Below are 14,266 nucleotides of genomic sequence, written 5' to 3'. Positions count from 1 at the left end.
GCGTCGGTCGGTCGTCCGTGGCGCGTCGGTCGGCCGTTCGTGGCGCCGTCAGCTCTCCGTGACGGGTCCGGCGCCCGACGGCAGCGACTGCTCGGTCCAGATGACCTTGCCCTCCGCCGTATACCGGGTGCCCCAGCGTTCGGTGAACTGCGCGACGAGGAACAGGCCCCGGCCCCCCTCGTCGGTGGCCGCCGCGTATCTGAGATGCGGCGAGGTGCTGCTGAAGTCGGAGACCTCGCAGATCAGGGAGCGGTCGCGGAGCAGCCGCACCTTGATCGGGCCGAGGGCGTAGCGGATGGCGTTGGTGATCAGTTCGCTGAGGATCAGCTCGGTGGGGTACGCCAGCTCGTCCAGCCCCCAGTCCGCCAGCTGCCGGGCCACGGCGGCCCGCACCCGCGACACCTCCGAGGGATGCGAGGGCACCTCCCACTCCGCGATCCGGTCGGGCTGGAGCACGCGCGTACGGGCGACGATGAGCGCGATGTCATCGCTCGGGCGGTCGGGCAGCAGCGCTTCGAGCACCGCCGTGCAGGTCTCCTCCGGGTCCCGGTGCGGGTGGGCCAGCGCGGCGCGCAGCATATGGAGCCCGTCGTCGATCTCCCGGTCGCGGTCCTCGATGAGTCCGTCGGTGTACAGCACCAGATGGCTGGCCTCGGGCAGCCGCAGCTCCACCGTCTCGAACGGCAGCCCGCCCAGGCCCAGCGGGGTCCCGGCCGGCAGATCGAGGAACTCCACGTTGCCGTCCGTGCCGACCAGCGCGGGTGGCGGATGGCCGGCCCGGGCCATGGAACAGACCCGGGTCACCGGGTCGTAGATCGCGTAGAGACAGGTCGCGCCCGTGACCACGGCGCCGCCGCCCGCGATGCCCTCGTCGTGGTCGATACGGGTGACCAGATCGTCCAGATGGGAGAGGATCTCGTCGGGCGGCAGATCGAGCGACGAGAAGTTGTGGACCGCCGTACGCAGCCGGCCCATCGTCGCCGCCGCGAGCAGGCCGTGTCCGACGACATCGCCCACGACCAGGGCCACGCGGGCGCCGGGCAGCGGGATGACATCGAACCAGTCGCCGCCCACCCCCGACTCCGCGGGCAGATACCGGTAGGCGACATCAAGGGCGGTCTGCTCCGGCAGCCGCCGGGGGAGCAGGCTGCGCTGGAGCGTCTCCGCCATGGTGTGCTCGCGGGTGTAGCGACGGGCGTTGTCGATGCATACCGCCGCGTGGTTGGCCAGCTCCTCGGCGAGGGACACGTCCTCCTCCTCGAAGGGCTCCGGCCGCTCCGCACGCCAGAAACTGACGAGCCCCAGGAGCACGCCCCGCGCGCGCAGCGGGGTCGTGATGAGGGAGTGGACGCCGTACGCGACGACCCGGGCGGTTCGCTCGGGGTCCTGGGACCGCCAGCCCTCGGCCTGGCCGAGAGCCGGCTCGACGGTCCCGCGCCCGCTGCGCAGGCTCCGTGCCTGCGGTGTCGAGGGGCGGAACGTGAACCGCGCGCCCAGCGGGTAGAAGGGGTGGTCGTCATGGATGCCGACCACGGCCGTACGGCGCAGTTCGGAGGCGGCGGTGACCCCCGCCGGGTCCTCACCGCGCAGGATGGCCTCCGCCAGGTCCACGGCCACGAAGTCGGCGAACCGCGGGACCGACACCCGCGCCAGCTCCTCGGCGGTCCGGGTCACATCGAGGGTGGTGCCGATCTCCACACCCGCGTCGTACAGCAGCTTGAGGCGCTTCCGCGCCGCTTCCGCCCGGCCTGTGAGCGCGCGCAGCTCGGTGGAGTCGCGGAGGGTGGCGACGGTGCCCGGCGGGCCTCCGTCACGGTCCGTGGAGCGGTTGTTGACCGCGAGCAGCCGCTCTCCGGTCGCCAGTACCTCGTCGGTGGCGACGCGCCCCGAGGACAGCAGATCGGTCATCTGCGGGTCCAGGCCGAGATCGGTGACGTTGAGGCCCTCCGGCCGCGGGGGCAGATCGAGGAGCCGGACCGCCTCGTCGTTGGCGAGCACCAGCCGGCCGTCGCCGTCGACGATGAGCACCCCTTCGCGTACGACATGCAGGACCGCGTCGTGGTGCTCGTACATCCGCGCCATCTCGACGGGCTCCAGGCCATGGGTCTGACGGCGCAGCCGGCCGCTCACCAGCGCGGTGCCGCCGGTGGCGAGGGCCAGCGAGGCGGCGGCGGCGCCCAGGACGATCGGGACCTCGCGGTTGGCGAGGCTCTGCACCTTGGCGATGGTGATCCCGGCCGATACGAGGCCGACCACTTTCCCGTGCGCGTCCTTGACGGGGGTCACCGCCCGTACGGAGGGGCCGAGCGTCCCCGGCACGATCTCGGTGATGGTGTGGCCCTTCAGCGACGGGCCGATGTGTCCGATGAAGTGCTCGCCGATGCGTTGGGGGTTGGGGTGGGTGAGCCGGATGCCCTTCGTGTTCAGTACGACGACGAAGTCGACGTCGGAGGCTTTGCGGACCGCCTCGGCGCGCGGCTGGAGGATCGCGGTGGGGTCGGGTGCCCGCAGGGCGGGCGCGATCCCCGGCGAGTTCGCGAACGCCGTGGCGACGGAGAGGCAGCGGTTGCGCGCCTCTTGTTCGGTGTCATGCCGGGACACCAGGAGGAGCGAGACCAGCGAGGACCCGATGAGCAGCAGCACGATCACCAGTTGCAGGATGAAGACCTGCCCGGCGAGCGTGCGGACGTTCAGCCACGACGGACGACGCCACCCCTGCGGCAACCGCGGGGCCCGGCGCTGGAACCATCGTCGCCGCTCGCCTGCCGTGCGCGGGTGATCACGCCGCCGACTCCGTGGGCGCCGGCCGGAGCGGGCAGACAAGGCCCGAGCCCAGGATCGACCCATATGTCGGGCCATGTACCTACATCTACACCGCCTGTCTTCACAAGGCGAATGGGCGTGGGCCGACGCTGTGGAGCGGGCGGCCGCTGAGCAGGTTCCAGCGGCCGACGCGGCCGCTGAGTTCGGTGGCGGTGAGGGGGCGTACGTCAATCCGCCAGAAGGCCGCAGGAGTTGCGCCCAGGGAGTGGACCGCGCAGGCGCGGATGATGTCCGGTTCGGCGACGGCTATGACACGGCCGCCCGCGGTGCCGCTGCCGGAAGCGCCGTCGCCGGGAGCGCCGCCGCCGGGAGCGCCGTCGCCCGCTGTGCCACCGTCGCTCGCCGTGGCCTCGCCCAGGGTGTCGAGCCAGTGGGCGGCGCGGGCGAGCAGCGCCAGCAGGGGTTCGCCGCCGTGCGGGGCGGCGGCCGGGTCCGCCAGCCAGGAGGCCAGCGCGTCCGGTTCCGCGGCGGCCACCTCGTCGAGGGTCCTGCCCTGCCAGCGGCCCATCGCGCACGGCGCGAGGGCGGGCAGCGGCTTCGCGTCCAGGCCGAGGGCCTCGGCGGTGCGACGGCAGCGGAGGGAGGGGGAGACGTACGTGGTGGCGGTATCGGTGGCGGGGAAGGTCTCCCGTACGGCTTCGGCCTCGCGTAGCCCGAGGGCGTCGAGCTCGTCGCCGACCGGTCCGTCGCCGTCCGGCTCCTCGGTATGAGGGAAGCGGGCCTCGCGCAGGGCCTGGTTCATGGCCGGTGAGATGAGCATGAGCCGGGTGGTCATACGGTCCTTCCTGCTTGGGTCCGGCTTGGTTCCGGCCGGGTGCTGGAAAAAGGTCCTCTTGGCCGGTCCGCCGGATCGCGGTACCTTCACGTCGAAATCACGACGGCGGAACGGAAGTCCGGTGGGAATCCGGCACGGTCGCGCCACTGTAAGCCGGGCGCCGGCTGCGTACAGCGCAGCGGGGGGCCCGGTGAGTCAGACCCGGATGCCGTCGTTCGAGCTCCACTGAATGGGACGCGAGTTCCCCAAGGAGGTTGTGCCATGGCGCAGTCCGTAGCGCCCCCGGCCGTTTCATCCACCGGTACCACCGGTTCCACCGGCACCGCTGTCACTCCGCTTCCGCTCCGCGCGGTGCTGCCGTGGGCCGTGTTCGTGGGCACGCTGATGCTGGTGCTGCTGTACTTCGTCGGCGCGGAGCAGGGCGCGACGTCGGTGTTCTCCGGTGCGGAAGTGCACGAGTGGGTTCACGACGGCCGTCATCTTCTCGGGTTCCCCTGCCACTGACGACCGACGGAGATCACGCGTATGCATGCCTCCACCGTCAGAAACCTCCTGGTCCGCGGCATGATCGCGGGCGTGCTTGCCGGACTCTGCGCGTTCGTGGCGGCCTATGTGGTGGGTGAGCCCCCGGTACGGGACTCCATCGCGCAGGAGGAGATCCATCAGGAGGGAGCCCACTCCGCGCCCGCGCATCAGCACGGCGGAGAAGCGCATCAGCAAGGAGGAGAAGAAGAGGAGGAGTTGGTCAGCCGGCCGGTGCAGTCGACCTTCGGGCTGGCCACCGGCGTCCTGGTGTACGGGGTGGCCCTGGGCGGGATCGCCTCGCTGGTCTTCGCCGGCTGTCTCGGCAGGATCGGCCGGTTCGGTCCGAGGGCGACCGCGGCCCTGCTCGCCGGGGCCGCCTTCGTCACCGTCTATCTGGTGCCGTTCCTGAAGTATCCGGCGAACCCGCCCGCGGTCGGCAACCCGGACACCATCGGCAAGCGCACCACGCTGTTCTTCCTGATGATCGTGGTGAGCGTGTTGCTGGCGGTCGTCGCGGTCATCGCGGGGAGACGGCTCGCGCCGCGTCTGGGCAACTGGAACGCGGCGGTCGCGGCCGGTGGCGGTTACGCCGTCGCCGTGGCGGTGGCCTGCCTCGTCCTGCCCGGCAACACCGATGCCATTCCGGCCACTTTCCCGGCTGCCCTGCTCTGGGAATTCCGGCTGGCGTCGATCGGCGTACAGGCGCTGCTCTGGACGGCCTTCGGGCTGATCTTCGGGGCGCTGGCGGAGCGGGCGCTCCGGCCGGGGAAGGCCGCCGCGGTGGCGGCGGGCGAGGCTGCCGCGCCGGTGCGTACCGCGGGCTGAGGCGCACTGACCGTACCGGCCGGGACCGGCCCGCGTGGCGACGCGCGGACCGGTCCCGGCCTCGGTACGTAAGTCATGTACGTCAGTCGCTGGTCCTGTACGTCAGTCGCTGACGCCGACCGCGTGCCCGAACGTCTCCCGGTCCGTGACGAAGTCCAGCATGGCGCGGGCCACATCCGCGCGGGCGATCGCGTTGGCGGCCGGGCCCGCCTCCACGGCGTGCCGGTAGGTGCCCTTGCCTTCGGCGTCCGTCAGCCGGGGCGGCCGTACCGACGTCCAGTCGAGCCCGCTCTCGCGCAGGATCGCTTCCATCAGTTCGAGATCGGTGTACAACTCCTTGAGCGCCAGCCACATCCCGGGCAGCAGCACCCGGCGGGCGAGCCACGGCTGACCGGCCCCCGAGCGGTTCAGCGGCGCCGCGCTCACCACGACGATCCGCCGTACGCCGGTCGCGGCCATCGCCCCGGTCGCCGCCCGCGCCGAGGTGGAGGCGGGCTTGAGCGGGTCGTGCCGGCCGGCCTGGCCCATCCCCGACAGCACCGCGTCGGCCCCGTCGACGACCCCGGTCAGGGAGGCCGCGTCGAGGGCGTCGGCACGTACGACCGTCAGGTTCTTGTGCTCCGTCGTCAGCTTGGCCGGGTCCCGTACCGCGGCCAAGACCTCGTGTCCGTCCGCGAGGGCGTGGCGGACGATCTGCCGTCCGACGCCGCCCGTGGCTCCCAGCACAGCGATTTTCATGACCCCTCCAGGGGTGAGTGAACGCTTACCAGCCATGGTGGGTGAGCGCTCACCCACTTGTCAAAGTAGGCTGGCGGGCATGACGGGTACGAACCGGGAAGCCGCCGCGCCGCCCCTGACCGGCGGCGCCCTGACGCGCTCGCGCATTCTCGACGCCGCCGCGCGGCTGATGGGCACCGTCGGGCTGACGCGCACGACGACCAAGGAGATCGCGAGAGAGGCGGGCTGCTCGGAAGCCGCGCTCTACAAGCACTTCCGCGACAAGGAGGAGATCTTCGTCAGCGTCCTGCACGAGCGCGCGCCCCGCTTCACGGACGCGCTGGCGCGGCTGCCCGGACGCGTGGGCGAGGGGGAGGTGGCCGGTCATCTGGAGGAGGTGGCCCGGGTGGGGGTGCTCTTCTACCGGGGTACGTTCCCGATGGCGGCGTCCCTCTTCGCCAGCCCCGACCTGCTCCTGGCCCACCGCAAGCGGCTCGGACTCGACGGCTCGGGGCCGCACGAGGTGAGCCGGTCCGTGGCCGCGTATCTCGCCGCCGAACAGGAACTGGGCCGCGTCTCCCCGGACATCGACCCGGACGCGGCGGCGCTGCTTCTCGTCGGCGCCTGCTTCCACCGGGCCTTTCTGGGCCTGTTCTACGCGCCGGAACCCCCGGAGGGCATTCTGCGTCCGGAGGGCGAGGCGGAGTTCGCGCGGGAGACCGTACGGGCGCTGCTGGCGGGCATCGCCCCGCCGGGCGGAACGCTCCCGCCGGGCCTGTGACCTGGCTCCGGTCTGTGACCTGGCTCCGGTCTGTGATCCGGCTTCGGCCCGTGATCCGGCTCCGGGCTCATCTCTCGGAGCGGCGCCGGTCGCCCGCGCACAGCGCCCAGATGATGAAGATATCGACGGCGAGGAGCGTGAGGGCCCAGAGCGGATAGCGCGGGATCCAGAGGAAGTTCGAGATCGCGCCGAGGCCCGCCAGGATCACACCGACCACGCGCGCCCATACCGCGCCTCTCAACAGCGCGCAGCCCGCGAGGAAGATGATGGCGCCGAGGATGAGATGGACCCATCCCCAGCCGATGAGACTGAACGAGAACACGTAGTTCCGCGTCGCCAGGAAGATGTCGTCCCTGGCGATGGCGGAAATACCCGCCAGGACCGTCATCGCGCCGCCGAAGATCATGAGAACCGCGGCGAAGGCCGTCCATCCGGTAGCAAGTGCCCTCTTGGCCGTCATGGGGCGCTCCCTCGGTGAGGAGACGGGCCGCGGGCCGTTGTTGGCCGGCGGCCATTGCCGTCACCTCAAGGTTCCACAGGTATGGGTCACCCGCATCTCTTCCGGAGGGCGGCCAGTAGAGTGCGGACTCGGTCTTCCCCCAGTTCAGAGGTGTACGGCAGTGAGCCCCGCCCCGCCATCCGCGCCCACCGGGCTCACCGGGCCCCCGATGCCGCTGCCGGTGACCGTCGTCGGGATCGGCGCGGACGGCTGGGCGGGGCTGCCCGGCGGCTCGCGGGCCGCGCTGCGCGAGGCGGACGTCCTCATCGGCGGGCCCCGGCAACTGGCCCTGCTCCCCAGGGAGTGCACGGCCGAGCGGGTGACGTGGCCTTCGCCGCTGCGGCCGGCCGTTCCCGGACTGCTCGCCGCCCACGCCGGGCGCCGGGTCGCCGTGCTGGCCAGCGGGGACCCGATGTTCTACGGGATCGGGCGGACCCTGTCCGAGGTCCTCGGCGCCGACGCGTCGCGGGCCGGGGCGCTGCGCGTGCTGCCGCATCCGTCGTCCGTCTCGTACGCGTGCGCACGGCTGGGCTGGCCGGTGGAGGACACGGAGGTGGTCACGCTCGTCGGCCGTCCCACCGAACTGCTGGCCGCCGCACTGCACGACGGCCGCCGGGTCCTGGTGCTCAGCGCGGGCGCGGCGACGCCCGCCGAGGTGGCGGCGCTGCTGACCGAGCGCGGATACGGCCCGAGCCGGATGCACGTACTCGAACAGCTCGGCCTCGAACAGCTCGGCGCGGACGGGGAGTACGGGCCGGGGCGGGAGCGTCATGTCGAGGGGTTCGCGCAGGAGTGGGCCGAGCCTGCCGGTGATCCGCTCAATGTCGTGGCGGTCGAGTGCCGCCGCGCGCCGGACGCGCCGCGCCTCGGCGCCGTACCCGGTCTGCCGGACACCGCGTACGAACACGACGGCCAGCTCACCAAGCGCCATGTGCGCGCCGCGACACTGGCCGCGCTCGCGCCCGCGCCCGGCGAACTGCTCTGGGACATCGGCGGCGGGTCGGGTTCGATCGCCGTCGAGTGGATGCGTACGCACCGGTCGTGCCGCGCCGTCTCGGTCGAGCGCGATCCGGCGCGGGCGGAGCGTATCGGCCGCAACGCGCGGGCGCTCGGCGTCCCCGGGCTGCGCGTCGTCACCGGCGGGGCGCCCGGCGCGCTGGCCGGACTGCCGGTGCCGGACGCGGTGTTCATCGGCGGCGGGCTGACCGTACCGGGGCTGCTGGAGAGCTGCTGGGACGCGCTGCCCGCGGGCGGCAGGCTGGTCGCGAACACGGTGACGCTGGAGTCCGAGGCGCTGCTGGCCGAGTGGTACCGCCGGCTCGGCGGGGAACTCGTACGGCTGGCGGTCGCGCACGCCGTTCCGGTGGGCGGGTTCACCGGCTGGCGGCAGGCCATGCCGGTCACTCAGTGGGCGGTCACGAAGGACCACCCTCCGCGGGTCCCCTCAGCAGGAGTCCCCTCAGCAGGAGAAGAACGATGACGGTGTACTTCATCGGCGCCGGCCCCGGCGCCGCCGATCTGATCACGGTGCGCGGCGCCCGCAGGCTGGCCGCCTGCCGGGTGTGCCTGTACGCGGGCAGTCTCGTGCCGCGCGAGCTGCTGGCCGAGTGCCCGCCGGACGCGCGCCTGATCGACACCGCGCGGATGGACCTGGACGGGATCACGGCCGAGCTGGTCCGGGCGCACGAGGAGGGCCATGACGTCGCCCGGCTGCACTCCGGCGACCCGTCGGTCTTCAGCGCCGTCGCGGAGCAGATGCGCCGGCTGGACGCGGCGGGCGTGCCGTACGAAGTGGTGCCGGGCGTACCGGCGTTCGCGGCGGCGGCCGCCGCGCTGAAGCGGGAGCTGACGGTCCCGACGGTGGGCCAGACGGTGATCCTCACGCGCATCGCCCAGCGCGCCACCCCGATGCCGGAGGGCGAGGACCTGGCGACCCTCGGCCGGAGCGGGGCGCTGCTCGTCCTGCACCTGGCCGCGCGGTATGTGGACCGGGTCGTGGCGGAACTGCTGCCGCATTACGGGGCGGACTGCCCGGCCGCGGTGGTGGCGATGGCCAGCCGCCCGGACGAACTGGTGCTGCGCGGCACGCTGGAGGACATCGCCGGCCAGGTGAAGGCGGCGGGTGTGGTGCGGACGGCGGTCATCATGGTCGGCCGGACGCTGGCCGCGGAGCAGTTCCGCGACAGCCACCTGTACTCGGCGGACAGGGAGCGCCCGCACGCCTGTTGAGGGCGGTGGTGAGCGATCCGCTCAGCTTGACCTGTTCGCTGGATGGCCCCACGTGAGATCCCTCCGCACGCCATACTGAGCAGGGCAATCAAACATTCAATAAATCGTCAACAAACAGCCAAGTCGTACAAAGGGGTTGGGTGTACGTGGACGAGAAGCCGAGTACGCCCGAGCCGCTCGCCGCCGCGGTGCTCAGGGTCCGGTATCCCGACGGTACGGCCGTGGGCGTCGGCTTTCTCGTGACCGGGGAACTGGCCGTCACCTGCGCCCATGTCGTGGCCTCCGCCCTCGGACTCGACGAGGACGAGCGCCCGGCCGCCGGGGCGACCGTCGAGGTGGACCTGCCGCTCGGCCCGGTGACCGGGCGGGTGGAGGGCACGGCGGCCGGTCCGGCGGAGGGCACGGCGGCCGGCCCGGCGGAGGGCACGGCGGCCGGTCGGGTCGCCGGTCCGGTGGTCGTTTCCGCGGCGGTGGAGTACTGGCCCGAGGACGGCCCGTCCGGGGCCCGGGACATCGCCGTACTGCGCCTGCTGTCCCCCGTCCCCGGCTCCGTACCCCTGCGCATGGCCGAGGCGGACGACGTATGGGGACACCCCGTGCGGACCTTCGGGTTTCCGGCCCGCCATGCGGACGGGGTGTGGCACGCGGGGGTGCTGCGGGCGCGGCAGGGGGCCGGCTGGCTCCAGGTCGAGCGGGCGGCGGGCAGCAACCACGCGATCAGCCGGGGCTTCAGCGGCGCACCGGTGTGGGACGAGCGGCTGGGCGCCGTGGTCGGCATGGTGGTGGCCGCCGACCCCCAGCAGCCGTCCGCCTTTCTCATCCCGACCGGCGAACTGCTGCTCGCCGTACCGTCGTTGCGGCAGGCGGTGCTGCCGCCCTCGCCGTTCCGGGGCCTGTCGGCGTTCCAGGAGTCCGACAGCGAGGTCTTCCACGGCAGGGACGAGGAGAGCGACGAGGTCGCCGCGCTGGTCGCCGAGCATCCAGTGGTCACCGTCTTCGGGCCGTCCGGCTGCGGGAAGTCGTCGCTGGTACGGGCGGGTGTGGTGCCCCGGCTGAGGAAGGCGGGACACGCCGTCGTCGTCGTACGTCCCGGCGGTCCGTCCGGTCTGCTCGGCGGCCTCGCCATGGAGCTGACGCGGCTCACCCAGCCGGAGCTGACCGGCAGCGCGCAGCGCGAGGAGAGCCGGGTGGTGGAGGCGGAGCTCTCCGTGCACGGCTGGGGGGAGATCCTGGCGCAGCTGACGGGTACGGGCGGCGGCGGGGACGGCGGCGGTACAGGTACAGGTACGGGCGGGGGTACGGGTACGGGCAGCGGTACGGCTTCGCGGCGCGCTCGCGGCGTACGCGGCCTTGTCGTGGTCGTGGACCAGCTTGAGGAACTCCTCGACCATGCCCCCGCCGCCCGGTCCGCCGCCGAGGCGGTCGCCGCGCTGTTCCCCGAACACCCGCCACCGGGGCTGCGCGTGCTGTCGACCCTCCGCGCCGACTTCCTGGAAGCCGTCAGCGCGCGCCCCGGCCTGGAACGTGCGCTGCGGGGCAAGTCCCTTCTGCTGCCCGCGATGTCCGCCGAGCAGGTGCGGCAGGCGGTGGTCCTGCCGGTGGAGGCGATCGCGTCCGTCTCGTACGCGGACGGGCTGGAGCAGCGCATCCTCGCCGACTGCGGTGACGCGCACGGCGTGCTGCCGCTGCTGGAGTTCACCCTCGACCAGCTGTGGGAGCGGCAGCGGGGCGGGCTGCTCACCCATCGGGCGTACGAGGAACTCGGCGGTGTCAGCGGCGCGTTGGCCGAGCGGGCCGAGACCGTATGGCGGCGCGCGGTACGGGAAGCCGACGGGCCGGACGGGCCGGGGCAGGCGGAGGGGGCCGACGAGGCAACGGCGCGGCGGTTGTTCACGCGTCTGGTCCGGCTGCCGCTCGGCGGCCCCGCGGCCACGCGCCGCGTCGTACCCCGCGCGGAGCTGGGCGAGCCGGAGTGGACGGTGGCCCAGGCGCTGGCCCGGGAACGGCTGGTGGTCATCGGCCTCGACGACGAGAAGCGCGAGACCGTCGAACTGGCCCACGAGGCGCTGATCCGGGCGTGGGAACGGCTCGGCGCGTGGGTGGAGCGCGACCGGGACTTCCTCGCCTGGCGGGAGGGGATCCGGCACGACCGGGAACGCTGGGAGGCCGCCGGCCGCGCGCCGGATCTGCTGCCCACCGCGTCGGCGCTGGACGCGGCGCGCCGCTGGGAGCGCGAGCGCGGCGAGGACCTGAGCGAGTCGGACGCCGACTTCCTGCGCCGGGGCCGTGACCGGGAGCGTACGAGAACCCTGCGCAGACGCGGGCTGTTCACCGGCCTCGGCACCGTACTGGCGCTGGCGGCGGTGCTGGGCTCGCTCTTCGTCTACCAGACCGGCGTCACCGAGGAACGCGCCGCCGAGGCGGACTCCCGCTCCATGGCGGCGACCTCGACGGACCTGCGCGCCACGGACCCGGCGCTGTCGGCGCTCCTGGCGATCTCCGCGTACCGCAGGTCGCCCACGGAATCGGCGCGCGACGCCCTGCTGCAGAGCTATCTCACCTACGGGCGGGCGCGCTGGCTGATGTCGGGGACGCCGGGCAGGGTGCAGGAGGTCGCCGCCAGTGAGGACGGGCGGGTCGTCCTGGCGACCACCGCGCTCGGACGGGCCACGCTTTTCGTACGGGACGACGACGGGCGGATACGCCGGGTCCACCTGCCGCCGGAAGCGGAGGCCGCCCATCCGGTGGTCGCGCGGGACGGGAAGGGCGCCGGGTACGTCGCGTCCAACGGGAATCTGATCTGGTACCAGGTCCGCGCGGAAACGGACAGGTTGGTGGCGAACGGCCGGACGATATCCGCGGCGCCGATCGCGTCCACCCGGGGCTCGGCCTTCCGGCAGGCCGCGGTCTCGCCGGACGGGAGCCGGGTGGTGGCGGTCGTCAGCGACGACCTGGTGGTCTGGGATCTCGCGGGAGGTTCCGTCGTCCGCGGGATCGCTCCTCCGGAGGGCCAGGATTTCCTGGCGGTCTGGTTCGGGGCGGACCGGGACACCGTGCTGGCGTACACGGGCGACTCCATGGCGGGCAGGGACTACACGCTCCGCGCGTACCAGGGCTCCCGCCCGCCCCGCACCGTCGTGTCCGGGGTGAACGGGGTGGAAGTGTCCGGCGACGGACGCGCGGTGGTCTTCTGCCGGGGCACCGATGTCTCGGCGAAGGCGCTGTACCAGGTGGTTCAGGTGGCGGACGGCAGGGAAAGCGGCCGGTTCGCGAGCGAGGGCCCCTGCGTGGAGAGAATGGCGATCGACCGCACGGGCCGGCACATCGCGGTCAGCGATCTCGTGGGTGACGTCATGCGGCTGGCCGACACGAAGCAGCGGAAACTGATCTCCGAGATCGGGGCGCGAGCGGGGGTCGGGGCGACGGACACCGCGTTGGGGAGCCGCCGCCCGTACGGCCGACTGGTGCGGGAAGACGGCCGGCTCTCTCTCCTGGGCCATGACCCGACCGGTGTGACCGTGACCGGAATGCCCGCCGGGGCGCAGGAGTTCCTCTCCGTGGACCGGGACGCGATGGGTACCGCCCTGACACCGGACGGCGCCACGGCGATCAGCAAGTGGCGCGACGCGGAGCTGATACGGACGCACACAGTGGCGGGGGCCGATGCCGATGCCGGGGCCGGGGCCGGGGGATTCACGACGGCCGCCTCGGTGGACCGGCCGGGCCCCGGAGCGCGGGACAGCCTCAAGGTCAGCGGTGACGGCTCATTGGCCGCCGACCCCGTGGACTCGGACATCGTCATCCGGGAGGTGCCGTCCTTGCGCGTGGTCAGCGTCCTCAGCCCCGCGGAGACCGGGACACCCTCGCTGTACGAGTTCACCGACGACAGGCATCTGCTCATCACCACCCACACCACCGTCGAGCGCTGGGACGCCAGGAGCGGGCAGCGCGTCGACCGGGTCGACCTGAGGGACCTGGACCTGGACCTGGCCGGGAGCAGCAGCGATACCCCTGTCACCTGGCCGTATCCCAAGGAAGCGCATGTGGCGGTGCTCGGCGACACCTCCCTTCATGTCGTGGACCTCCGAACGGGGCGCGAGGTGAAGGAACTCCGGGTCGAGATCGGGTCCGACGCCACCGGCCTTCGCATCGATCCCACCGGCCGGTACATGGCGGTCTTCCGCCGGGGCGGCGACTGGGAGCTGTGGCGACTCGACCCGGCCCGCAGGGAACTCGGACCGATCAGCGGCGCCGGCGGGACCGGGGCCGGCGGTGAATTCACCGGCGAGTTCATCGACGGCGAGGGGCGCTTCCTGGTCGCGGACGCGGGAAAGATACGGATCTACGAGGTCGGACGCCGCTCCGCCGAGGAATCCTTCGACTTCGGCACGGCGCTGAACGCCACCCCGGGGACGTTCCCGGCCGTCTCGGCGGACGGTTCGACGGTCCTGTACGACGACGAGGGCCAGACGATCCCCGTACGCCTGGACCCCGAGGAGTGGGCCGCCCGCCTCTGCGCGGTCATCGGTCAACGCACCCTCACGAGCGCGGAGCGCGACGCGGTACCGGCGGAGGTGCCGCCGGGGGCGGTGTGCGGGGACTGAGGTCAGGGGCGGATCTTCGCGGACCCGCGAGGATCGACCGGACGGTCCTTAGCCGGCCGGGCGGGTGGCGGCTGCGCGGTGGTGGGTGGGGCAGGTTCCGTAGACGCGGTGGAAGGCGACGCTCAGCGCGAACGCGCTGCGGTAGCCGACCTGTCGGGCGATCGACTCCACGGTCGCCTCGGTGCGTACGAGCAGGTCGGTGGCCAGGGCGAGGCGCAAGTCCGTCAGACAGGCCATGGGCGGCCGGCCGACCAGGCCGGTGAAGCGGCGGGCGAGGGTCGCTCGCGATACGCCGGCCTCCTCGGCGAGGGTGGCCTGCCGGAGAATTACACTGCCTTGCTGAACATGCTCTACGGCCGGATCGCCGAGAGCCGCTTCGCCCAGCTCGCCGACGGCGTACAGCGCGTACTCGGCCGCGAACCGCGCGACTTCGCCGACTACGTCAGGACCACCGCCGCGACCGGCGTGTGGCACAGCTGACCCGGTCG

At 72.9% G+C, this 14,266-nt stretch carries 11 protein-coding genes and 1 pseudogene; 7 read left to right on the top strand and 5 right to left on the bottom strand.

Going from position 1 to position 14,266, the window contains the following annotated elements:
• Positions 1-48: 48 nt before the first annotated feature.
• Together IF11_RS0129020 and IF11_RS0129015 are read right to left on the bottom strand one after the other, a co-directional pair.
• Positions 49-2,859, bottom strand: coding sequence for a SpoIIE family protein phosphatase (locus IF11_RS0129020; RefSeq protein WP_078490982.1), 2,811 nt, complete (start codon positions 2,857-2,859; stop codon positions 49-51).
• A 25-nt stretch (positions 2,860-2,884) separates the two neighbouring features.
• The gene (locus IF11_RS0129015) at positions 2,885-3,598 is read right to left on the bottom strand and encodes a histidine phosphatase family protein (RefSeq protein ID WP_030354722.1); all 714 of its coding nucleotides are present in this window, start codon (positions 3,596-3,598) and stop codon (positions 2,885-2,887) included.
• A 261-nt stretch (positions 3,599-3,859) separates the two neighbouring features.
• On the opposite strand from IF11_RS0129015, the gene IF11_RS0129010 reads away from it, so the two are divergent.
• Together IF11_RS0129010 and IF11_RS0129005 are read left to right on the top strand one after the other, a co-directional pair.
• Positions 3,860-4,102, top strand: a complete 243-nt coding sequence (locus IF11_RS0129010) for a CbtB domain-containing protein (RefSeq protein ID WP_030354721.1) — start codon at positions 3,860-3,862, stop codon at positions 4,100-4,102.
• Positions 4,103-4,123: 21 nt separating this feature from the next.
• Positions 4,124-4,948 carry a CbtA family protein gene (locus tag IF11_RS0129005; RefSeq protein WP_030354720.1) on the top strand — a complete coding sequence of 275 codons (825 nt, stop codon included), beginning with the start codon at positions 4,124-4,126 and terminating at the stop codon, positions 4,946-4,948.
• A gap of 102 nt (positions 4,949-5,050) precedes the next feature.
• On the opposite strand, the gene IF11_RS0129000 is transcribed toward IF11_RS0129005, so the two are convergent.
• Positions 5,051-5,686, bottom strand: a complete 636-nt coding sequence (locus IF11_RS0129000) for an NAD(P)-dependent oxidoreductase (protein WP_030354719.1) — start codon at positions 5,684-5,686, stop codon at positions 5,051-5,053.
• 79 nt (positions 5,687-5,765) lie between these two features.
• On the opposite strand from IF11_RS0129000, the gene IF11_RS0128995 reads away from it, so the two are divergent.
• The gene (locus IF11_RS0128995; RefSeq protein WP_037728850.1) at positions 5,766-6,446 is read left to right on the top strand and encodes a TetR/AcrR family transcriptional regulator; all 681 of its coding nucleotides are present in this window, start codon (positions 5,766-5,768) and stop codon (positions 6,444-6,446) included.
• Positions 6,447-6,513: 67 nt separating this feature from the next.
• Here IF11_RS0128995 and IF11_RS0128990 read toward each other — a convergent pair whose 3' ends face one another.
• On the bottom strand, positions 6,514-6,906 hold the full coding sequence (locus tag IF11_RS0128990) for a DUF7144 family membrane protein (RefSeq protein WP_037728848.1): 393 nt from the start codon (positions 6,904-6,906) through the stop codon (positions 6,514-6,516).
• Positions 6,907-7,066: 160 nt separating this feature from the next.
• Between IF11_RS0128990 and cbiE the strand changes: the two genes are divergently transcribed.
• From cbiE to IF11_RS0128975, 3 genes are all read left to right on the top strand, one after another.
• Complete coding sequence (gene cbiE, locus IF11_RS0128985; RefSeq protein ID WP_420894618.1) at positions 7,067-8,425, top strand: precorrin-6y C5,15-methyltransferase (decarboxylating) subunit CbiE; 1,359 nt, start codon at positions 7,067-7,069, stop codon at positions 8,423-8,425.
• Entirely contained in the window at positions 8,422-9,174 is a 753-nt protein-coding gene (gene cobM / locus IF11_RS0128980) for a precorrin-4 C(11)-methyltransferase (protein WP_030354715.1), read from the top strand. Before cbiE ends, cobM begins: the two co-directional genes overlap by 4 nt.
• Positions 9,175-9,320: 146 nt before the next feature.
• Positions 9,321-13,778: a S1 family peptidase gene (locus IF11_RS0128975; RefSeq protein ID WP_157848457.1), complete on the top strand. Its 4,458-nt coding sequence runs from the start codon at positions 9,321-9,323 to the stop codon at positions 13,776-13,778.
• A gap of 48 nt (positions 13,779-13,826) precedes the next feature.
• Here IF11_RS0128975 and IF11_RS37965 read toward each other — a convergent pair.
• Positions 13,827-14,093 (bottom strand): annotated as a pseudogene (locus IF11_RS37965) (helix-turn-helix transcriptional regulator); the annotation flags it as partial.
• 21 nt (positions 14,094-14,114) lie between these two features.
• Here IF11_RS37965 and IF11_RS39515 point away from each other — a divergent pair.
• On the top strand, positions 14,115-14,258 hold the full coding sequence (locus IF11_RS39515) for a hypothetical protein (RefSeq protein ID WP_206300634.1): 144 nt from the start codon (positions 14,115-14,117) through the stop codon (positions 14,256-14,258).
• The last annotated feature ends 8 nt before the right edge of the window (positions 14,259-14,266 follow it).

Origin of the sequence: Streptomyces scopuliridis RB72 (assembly GCF_000718095.1) — a bacterium.
GTDB classification, from domain to species: domain Bacteria; phylum Actinomycetota; class Actinomycetes; order Streptomycetales; family Streptomycetaceae; genus Streptomyces; species Streptomyces scopuliridis.
This window is presented reverse-complemented; position numbering and strand designations above follow the sequence as displayed.